The organism is Collinsella aerofaciens (assembly GCF_015555045.1).
Lineage (GTDB): Bacteria > Actinomycetota > Coriobacteriia > Coriobacteriales > Coriobacteriaceae > Collinsella > Collinsella aerofaciens_W.
The window spans coordinates 91,806-99,109 of sequence record NZ_JADNJQ010000006.1; the positions used below are offsets into that span (position 1 = coordinate 91,806).

7 protein-coding genes and 1 pseudogene are annotated in these 7,304 nt (G+C 56.7%); 4 read left to right on the plus strand and 4 right to left on the minus strand.

The window, feature by feature from the left end:
* Positions 1-355 precede the first annotated feature (355 nt).
* Both I2E45_RS03710 and I2E45_RS03715 read left to right on the plus strand, forming a co-directional pair.
* A complete protein-coding gene (locus I2E45_RS03710; protein ID WP_195234982.1) occupies positions 356-1,438 on the plus strand; it encodes an iron-containing alcohol dehydrogenase family protein in 1,083 nt (360 codons plus the stop codon).
* Positions 1,439-1,955: 517 nt separating this feature from the next.
* Positions 1,956-2,558: a Type 1 glutamine amidotransferase-like domain-containing protein gene (locus I2E45_RS03715; protein WP_195444356.1), complete on the plus strand. Its 603-nt coding sequence runs from the start codon at positions 1,956-1,958 to the stop codon at positions 2,556-2,558.
* 114 nt (positions 2,559-2,672) lie between these two features.
* Here the strand turns inward: I2E45_RS03715 and I2E45_RS03720 are convergent, their stop codons facing one another.
* The 3 genes from I2E45_RS03720 to ftsH all read right to left on the minus strand — a co-directional run bounded on the left by I2E45_RS03720 (position 2,673) and on the right by ftsH (position 5,537).
* Positions 2,673-2,900, minus strand: a complete 228-nt coding sequence (locus I2E45_RS03720) for an IS3 family transposase (RefSeq protein ID WP_411161276.1) — start codon at positions 2,898-2,900, stop codon at positions 2,673-2,675.
* Between the two features lie 177 nt (positions 2,901-3,077).
* A complete protein-coding gene (locus I2E45_RS03725; RefSeq protein ID WP_195444357.1) occupies positions 3,078-3,569 on the minus strand; it encodes a 2-thiouracil desulfurase family protein in 492 nt (163 codons plus the stop codon).
* 75 nt (positions 3,570-3,644) lie between these two features.
* Positions 3,645-5,537 (minus strand): ATP-dependent zinc metalloprotease FtsH, encoded by a 1,893-nt coding sequence (gene ftsH / locus I2E45_RS03730; RefSeq protein ID WP_171021520.1) that lies wholly within the window; start codon positions 5,535-5,537, stop codon positions 3,645-3,647.
* A 122-nt stretch (positions 5,538-5,659) separates the two neighbouring features.
* Here ftsH and I2E45_RS10600 point away from each other — a divergent pair, with 122 nt between their 5' ends.
* The gene (locus tag I2E45_RS10600; RefSeq protein ID WP_148331232.1) at positions 5,660-5,728 is read left to right on the plus strand and encodes a cob(I)yrinic acid a,c-diamide adenosyltransferase; all 69 of its coding nucleotides are present in this window, start codon (positions 5,660-5,662) and stop codon (positions 5,726-5,728) included.
* Positions 5,719-5,877, plus strand: a pseudogene (locus I2E45_RS03740) (cob(I)yrinic acid a,c-diamide adenosyltransferase); the annotation flags it as partial. The gene I2E45_RS10600 and the pseudogene I2E45_RS03740, both read left to right, overlap by 10 nt.
* An 84-nt stretch (positions 5,878-5,961) precedes the next feature.
* On the opposite strand, the gene I2E45_RS03745 reads toward I2E45_RS03740, so the two are convergent.
* Positions 5,962-7,248, minus strand: coding sequence for an MATE family efflux transporter (locus I2E45_RS03745; RefSeq protein WP_195444358.1), 1,287 nt, complete (start codon positions 7,246-7,248; stop codon positions 5,962-5,964).
* Between the last annotated feature and the right edge of the window lie 56 nt (positions 7,249-7,304).

Here is a 7,304-nt window from a genome sequence, read left to right on the forward strand (position 1 = left end):
AGATGCCCTCGCCCGCGTATTCGCGCGCTCGCATCCGTTACTCGGCTGGCCTGTATCGACGACCATCTCGGCGATATCTACTAAGACGTGTCTGCGCGGCACGTCCGTTGGGACCGCAGCTCCGGGGTGATTTTCATCGGTCGCATGCACGGGTTCTCAGCGCTTCCCGCTCTCTGTAGCATGCGGACGGCCGACTACTCGTCCCCATCAACGCTTATGCGGTGTATGCTAGCACGTTCCGCGTCGGCAAAAAACCCTCAACACTGGTTTTATACGTTCGAAATTTCTCGCTATTACAAGCCTTCACTAGGAGCAAAATACCTGAAAGCACTTTATCGAACGAAAGAAGGCTGCTATGCGCACAATTGGAATGAGCGACTACACCGTTGGCGAGGATTGCTTTACCAAGCTGCCAACTGCACTGGCGGAGTACGGCGCGAAGAAAGTCGCCATCATTGGCGGCAAGCGAGCCCTGGCTGCGGCGCTGCCGGGAATCGAGGCGGCACTTGAAGGTACCGATGTCGAGGTCCTGGAGACGCGCGTCTACGGTACCAACAGTACGCGTGCCAATATCGCCAAGGTCGTAAACTCCCCCGCCTGCCAGGAAGCCGACGTGCTCATTGCTTGCGGCGGCGGCAAGGCGCTCGATACCGTCAAGACGGCGGCCATCGAGCTCAAGAAGATCGTCTTTACCGTGCCGACGATCTGCTCCAACTGCTCCGCCGCGACCGCCATTGCCGTTGTCTACAACGACGACGGCTCGCTCGAGGGCTATTCGTACCCCAACCGCCCCGCGCACATCTTCATCAACCCCAAGATCATCGCCGAGGCGCCAGCAGAGTACTTCTGGGCCGGTGTAGGCGATGCCCTGTCCAAGCAGCCCGAGGTCGAGTACGCCACGAGCGCCGGTAATTTGGAGCACACCGCCGGTCTTGGCCTGGCACTCGCCCACACCTGCTCCGAGCCGCTGTTTACCTATGGTGTGCAGGGTCTTGAGGATGTGCGCCAGAATCTGTCGAGCGAGGCCGTCAAGCAGATCGCGCTCGACATCGTTGTCAACACGGGCTATGTCTCGAACCTGACCAACCAGAACGATTATTACTACAACTCGAGCGTGGCGCACGCGTTCTACAACGCCACCTGCAGCATTCCGCGTGAGGGCACCTACCTGCATGGCGAGGTCGTGAGCCTGGGCGTGCTGGTACTGTTTGCCTATACGGGCGATACCGAGAACCTTGAGCGCTACGCCGCCTTTAACAAGCAGATGGGGCTGCCCGTAACGCTTGAGCAGGTTGGCCTTACCGAGGCAGATATCCCGGCCCTGTGCGAATACGCGCACGCCACCAACGAGTGGAAGCAGGGAAACCCCGAGCCCTTCACTGACGAAAAGTTCGCCGCCGCCATCAAGGCCGCCGACGCTTACGGCCACACGCTCTAGGACTGGCCCAAAACCACCACAAAGGGGACAGGCACCTTTCTGGTGGTTTTTTATTGATCCAGCATTCAGTTCGTACTCTAACCCGATTCTTTTACGAGAAAGGGTTCGGGTACGTTTTTTGTTTATCGGAAATTCTGCGGAAGGACTATTCGGAACGGTAAACAGGAACGAACAGAGGCAGGATATCATCGTGGTGATGATGGTATCCTGCCTTTTATTTTGCGAAACCAAGGTCGCTTTATGCGAACTTGATCGCCACTTATATGGCGCATTGATGGCAATTGCTGCGTACGTGCTTACCGGGAGCCTGTACACCTCTGGCAAGGCGTAACACACTAGTCTTTGTTCCAAAGTCCGTGTGCTAAGGGGGCAGGGCCCTAAGAATTCCTGTGGAGTGTGTACGCACGTACGTAGGAAAACAGCAAATTATGCTATATCAGGGCGTTCTTTCATTGGAGAGTATGGTATACACGGCTTAGTTCAACAAATAAGAATTTATATATAAAGGAGAATATTGATGAAACTGTTTTTATGTTCGCACTTTTCAAGTGTAGGAAGCCTGATAAAGGAAGAAATTGAAAATAAAAAAGTCGCATTTATTCCAACAGCTTCGCTGCGTGAAGGCTACACCGGTTATGTCGGCTCGGCTCGAAAATTATTCAAAAAGTTGGGAGCAATCGTAACTGAAATTGATATTTCAACGGAGGCTTATTCAACGATACAGTCTCTTTTTGAAGATGCGGATGTGATCTATTTTACCGGCGGAAATTCTTTTTTCCTTATAGACCAGCTCCGTAAAACGGGAACGGATGAGCTGTTGAAGAAAGAATTGGCAAAGGGAAAACTGATGATTGGTGAATCAGCAGGTGCGATTGTATGCGCTCCAAACATCCAATATATCGAGCAAATGGATGAAAAGCCGGAGGACTACTCACAAGAAGATGATGCAGGGCTTAATTTGATTGATTTCTATGTTCTTCCGCATTTTCTTACAGCACCATTTAAGAAAGTTACCGAGAAAATAATAACTGAGTTTTCGGATTTGAATCTATGCCCAATTAACAATCGTCAGGGAATTGTAATTGATGGTGAAGGTTCAAAGGTTATTTGCAAAGACTAATTTAAAATTCCAGTTTGCTACACTCGTTCCTAGCAGGGTCCGGGGCAGGCACGCCCCAACAAGAAGCCGTCCCAAAGGGGCAAGAATGGGGACAGCGGACGATTTCTTGGACCGTTACGCGGCCCTTCCCAGCGCGGAGCGGAACTCGGCCGGCGTGCGGCCACAGAGCGCATCGCTGCGCCTCTCCGTATTGTATCGGCCGATCCAGCCCCCGAGCTCCTCGATGAAGCGGGCGGGGGTCCAGTCCGACCAGTCCCTGCCGTGCCAGAACTCCTTCTTGAGCAGGCCGAAGAAGCCCTCCATCGCCGCGTTGTCCGGGCTGCAGCCCTTGGCGGACTGGATTGGCTACACCGATGTGGACAGTTCCGGGAGGGGCGCAAGAGACGGGAGGGCCGTGTACGCGTTCCTGCGCGAGGGCCGCGGGGAGGGGCTACCTGGGTACGGCGCCTGTCAACTCGGTCGACGTCTTTGATGACCGGGTCGTACTCAATATCAAATTCACGGATGATGCCAAAACGGTCACCCGTGAGAAAGTGTTGGGTTCGAGTGCTGTGGGCAATGTTCCAACATGCTGGGATCGAACTCGCTTGCCGGGATCACACGGTAGCCGTGGCGCAGGAGCAGGTCGACGAAAACACCGTTGCCCACGGTGAGCGTACCGCTGAACGTTCCGTCGTAGATGCGACCTACGCCACACGAGGGGCTGCGGTCCTGCAGGATGCACCCGGCGATCTCTTCCGGACCGCCCGCTTGCTCGCACATATCGAGCGCACGTTGAGCGCCTAGGCGAAACTCGCGATCGACCGAGATGCCCTCGCAGGTACGGACCTCGCCGTCCACGATCTCGGACGGCTTGCGCGGTGTGGGCAGGCCGCCAAAGACCTCAGGGCACACCAAGAGGACCTCGGTCCCCGTACGTTCGCAGGCCTCGACCAACGCGCGGTGGTAGTTGTCGAGCCCGTTATACTTGCAGCTCTCGCCCATCAAACAGGCACTCACCACGATCTTCATACATATCCCTCCCACGCAAAACGCCCCATTTGAGATAAAAGCTCAAATGGGGCGTGCGATGCTATGTAACCAGCCTTACTGCTGCTTTGGCATCAGCGGATTCTCGCGCGTGAGGAGATTCATAAACTCCTCGCCCGTGATGGTCTCCTTCTTGTACAGATAACGAGCCAGCTCATGGAGCTTGAACTTGTTCTCCTTGAGGATCTGCAGGGCGCGATCGTGCGCATCCTCGATCAGCTTAGCGACAATCGCGTCCACACGCTCGGCCGTACCAGGGGCGCAGGTGAGCGACGTATCCTGATTGAGATACGCGTTCTGCACGGTACCGAGCGCCATCATGCCAAACTCGTCGGACATACCAAAGCGCGTCACCATGTTACGGGCGAGCTTGGTGGCCTGTTCGATATCGTTGGCGGCACCGGTCGTCATCTCGCCAAAGATGAGTTCCTCGGCCGCACGGCCGCCGCAGTAGACGGCAAGCTTGTCCAAGACCTCCTGGCGTGTCGTCAGGAAGCGCTCGTCCTCCTCGACCTGCATGGTATAGCCAAGAGCACCGCTCGTGCGCGGCACGATGGTGATCTTGGTAACCGGCGCGGAACCCTTTTGGCGGGCAGCGACGATGGCATGACCGATCTCGTGGTAGGAAACGACCTGCTTCTCATGGTCGGAAAGCACCGTGGACTTGCGCTGCTGGCCGGCGATGACAACCTCCACCGACTCCTCAAAGTCGTCCTGGGTTGCACGCTTGCGACCCTCGCGAACGGCGCGCAGGGCGCCCTCGTTGATGATATTGGCCAGGTCGGCGCCCGAGGCACCAGGCGTGGCGCGGGCAATCGCGGTCAGATCGATCGGCGGCTCGGTCTTCACACTCTTGGCGTGAAGCTCGAGGATGTTCTTACGGCCGGTCAGATCGGGCAACTCGACGGGGATGCGGCGGTCAAAACGACCGGGGCGCAGTAGAGCGGGATCGAGACTGTCGGGGCGGTTGGTTGCGGCAAGGACAACGATACCCTTGTGGTTATCGAAGCCATCCATCTCGGTCAGCAACTGATTGAGCGTCTGCTCGCGCTCGTCGTTGCCGCTAAAGCCGCCGCCATCGCGCTTCTTACCGATGGTATCGATCTCATCGATAAAGACGATACACGGGGCCTTTTCCTTGGCCTGCTTAAACAGGTCACGAACCTTTGCAGCGCCGCGACCAACAAACATCTCAACGAACTCAGAGCCCGAAATGCTAAAGAACGGAACACCGGCCTCGCCGGCAACAGCCTTGGCAAGCAGAGTCTTACCGGTACCCGGAGGGCCAACAAGGAGAGCACCGCGCGGCAGCTTGGCGCCGATCTCCTCGTAGCGCTGCGGCTTCTCCAGAAAGTCGACGACCTCCTTGAGAGACTCCTTGGCCTCTTCCTGGCCGGCGACGTCCTTAAAGGTCACGCCCACGTCCTTGGAGGCGATCACGCGCGCGCCGGACTTACCCAGTCCGCCGCCGCCAAAACCGCCGCCGCCAAAGTTCATCGACGGGCCGTCGTCACCCATGGCCTTCTTCATGCGGCGGTTGAGCCACCAACCGATGAGGAAGAAAATCGCCATGGGAAGAATGAGCGTAAGCAGGTAGTAGGTCATCAAACCCGAGTTTTTATCGGGAACGACCGACTCCAGCGAAGCGCCAGACTCAAGCACGCGATCGGTAAAGCCCGCATCATTCGGCACACCGGTCGTCTTATAGGCGATGTTCTCGTCCTCGCCCTTCTTGGTGTAATAAATCGAGTAATCGTCCGTGTTGTACTCGACCTTGTCGACGCTCTTCTTGTCGAGCGCTTTGACAAACGTCGAATAATCGGTCTTCGTAATCTGCTGCGTGTGACCGATGTTAGGGAACAGAACGGTCGAGAGCACGAGGTAGACGACGAAGGCGATGAGCACGTAGAGGATCATATTCCGTCTACGCTTGTTGTCATCCATCTCCATCTGCTTGAACTCCATCTACTGGGGTTGATAATGCTTTCTAGAATACCCAACCCGGACGGCGATAAACCGACGCCGGGCACGAAAGGACAGAGATGGCATCACTGTAAGTCGGCAAGGTTCAAATCTATACGGGAGACGGCAAGGGCAAGACGAAGGCTGCTTTGGGGCGCGAGAGGATGTCGAGGAACTGATTGCGATAAAGCCCGCCACCACGGAGCTCGTGCTAACCGGCCGCGGGCTGCTGCCGCTGGCCGACCTCGCCGACCTGGTCACCGAAATGCGCCCCGTCAAACACTACTTCGACGAAGGCCTCCTGGCCCGCCAAGGCATCGAATACTAATTGATCCGAAGGGGACGGAGGAAAACGGATCATCGACATCACGACGGAGAGCAATGATCCATTTTCTTCCGCCCCAAGGGATCATTAGGCGGTGGCGCGGCCTAGCCAGTTGCCGCTGTGGTGGTAGATGGTGAACATCGTGGCCGTAATGAGCCACGTTACGGGGTAGACCAGCAGTAGATGCTCGAGCGACGGATCGAAGGGCATGATCGCAAACACCCAGATCACCCTCAAGACAACGGTGCCAAAGATGGTGAGCATCATAGGCTGCAAACTCACGCCGGCGCCGCGGATGGAACCCGAGGCGTTCTCGATAATCGAGAAAATCGCATAGAACGGCGCAATGAAATGGAGGATAGTCGTGGTGTACGCCGAAATCGAAGCATCGTCGACAAACAAACGCGACAGCGGGCCCGAGAACACCAGCAGCACGGCAGACAGGCCACCAATGAGCATAAACGACAGCACGAGCGACGTATGGTAGCCCTTGCGCATGCGCTCGTAGTTGCGCGCGCCAAAGTTCTGCGCCGAGAACGTAGCGATCGATACGCCGAGCGCCTCGGTCACCATCCAGATAATGCCATCCAGGCGCCCAGATAGACCCCAAGCAGTCGTGACATCGGCGCCAAACGAATTAACCGACACCTGGATCAGCACGTTCGAGATCGAATAGGCAGCCGATTGAAAACCGAGTGGCAGACCACACGAGATCATACTCTTGCAAATACCGCGATCGATACCGAACTTAGACGGCGAAAGACGCCATGCACCCGGAGCGCGCATCATGCGCAACACGATCATCGTTGCATTGGAGCAAATGGTCAGCGCCACTGCGATGCCGCAGCCCAGCGCCTCCATATGCAACACAGCGACAAAGATGATATCCAGCACCACGTTAACAAGGCAGCCAGAGGCAATGATCACGGCGGGCCCGCGCGTGTCGCCCACGGCACGCAGCAGTGCGGTTCCCATATTTAGCAGCAGTGCCGCAACCATCGCGGCAAAATAACAGCGAGCATAGGCCACGCCCTCTGCCAATAGTTCATGCGGCGTGTTCATAAGCACCAGCATGGGCTCAACGAACACTATGCCGAGAATGGAGAAGACGATACCGCCCACCAGCGCGAGCGTCATGGCCGTGTGAACCGAACGACTCAGTCGTTCATCATCGTGCTGGCCAAAATACTGACCGGTAATGACCGCGCAGCCGGCGCCGACGCCAACGCAAAAGCCAATGCAGAGCTCGGTGAGCACCATCGTGGCTTGAATGCCACCCAGCGCGAGCTTGCCGCCAAACTGGCCGACGATATACGTACCGATAAGCGTGTAGGCCTGCTGAAAAAACGAACTAAGACGATATGAGAAAGCCATTTGGGTCGCCTCCCCCGCGGCGCAGCTTCTTTCCGCGGGCTCGGGATGCCACAATG